The sequence below is a fragment of the Bartonella sp. AA56HLJMS genome (assembly GCF_042197145.1).
Lineage (GTDB): Bacteria > Pseudomonadota > Alphaproteobacteria > Rhizobiales > Rhizobiaceae > Bartonella.
This window is the reverse complement of sequence record NZ_JBHIRL010000081.1, coordinates 1-1,189: the sequence shown is the minus strand read 5'-3', so window position 1 is coordinate 1,189 and position 1,189 is coordinate 1. Positions and strand designations below refer to the sequence as shown.

Below are 1,189 nucleotides of genomic sequence, written 5' to 3'. Positions count from 1 at the left end.
AATGGCGAAGAGCAAGTTTGAACGAACAAAACCGCATGTTAATATTGGTACGATTGGTCACGTTGATCATGGGAAGACCTCGTTGACAGCAGCGATTACGAAATATTTTGGTGAATTTAAAGCTTATGACCAAATTGACGCTGCGCCAGAGGAACGGGCACGTGGAATTACTATTTCTACAGCACACGTTGAGTATGAAACGGAAAATCGTCACTATGCGCACGTTGATTGTCCAGGACATGCTGATTATGTGAAAAACATGATCACAGGGGCAGCACAGATGGATGGTGCTATTTTGGTTGTTTCAGCAGCTGATGGTCCAATGCCTCAGACACGTGAGCATATTTTGCTTGCACGTCAGGTTGGTGTTCCAGCAATTGTTGTTTTTCTTAATAAAGTTGATCAGGTTGATGATGCAGAACTTTTGGAGCTTGTAGAGCTTGAGGTTCGGGAACTTTTATCCAAATATGATTTCCCAGGCGATGATATACCAATTGTTAAGGGTTCTGCGTTGGCAGCTCTTGAGGATAAGGATAAAAGCATTGGTGAAGATGCTGTTCGTCTTTTAATGAGTGAAGTTGATAATTATATCCCAACCCCTGAACGTCCTGTTGATCAACCATTTTTGATGCCGATAGAAGATGTGTTTTCGATTTCGGGTCGTGGAACCGTTGTTACGGGTCGTGTTGAGCGTGGTGTTATTAAAGTTGGAGAGGAAATCGAGATTATCGGTATTCGTCCAACGTCTAAGACGACGGTTACAGGCGTTGAAATGTTCCGCAAGCTTTTGGATCAAGGTCAAGCGGGTGATAATATAGGAGCTCTGCTACGTGGTGTTGACCGTGAAGGGATTGAGCGTGGTCAAGTATTGGCAAAGCCAGGATCCGTTACACCTCATACACGGTTTAAAGCAGAAGCTTACATTTTGACAAAGGATGAAGGTGGACGTCATACACCATTTTTCACGAATTATCGTCCTCAGTTTTACTTCCGTACGACGGATGTTACAGGTATTGTTACGCTTCCAGAAGGAACGGAAATGGTTATGCCAGGTGACAATGTTGCGATGGATGTTTCGTTGATCGTTCCGATAGCGATGGAAGAGAAACTTCGTTTTGCTATTCGTGAAGGTGGTCGTACTGTTGGTGCCGGTATCGTCTCTAAGATCATTGAATAAATAATGCTTGTT

General features: G+C 43.6%; 1 protein-coding gene. It reads left to right on the top strand.

The window, feature by feature from the left end; translation table 11 throughout:
• Nucleotide 1: 1 nt before the first annotated feature.
• On the top strand, nt 2–1,177 hold the full coding sequence (gene tuf, locus ACFINI_RS09940) for an elongation factor Tu (protein ID WP_012755022.1): 1,176 nt from the start codon (nt 2–4) through the stop codon (nt 1,175–1,177).
• Nucleotides 1,178–1,189: the final 12 nt, after the last annotated feature.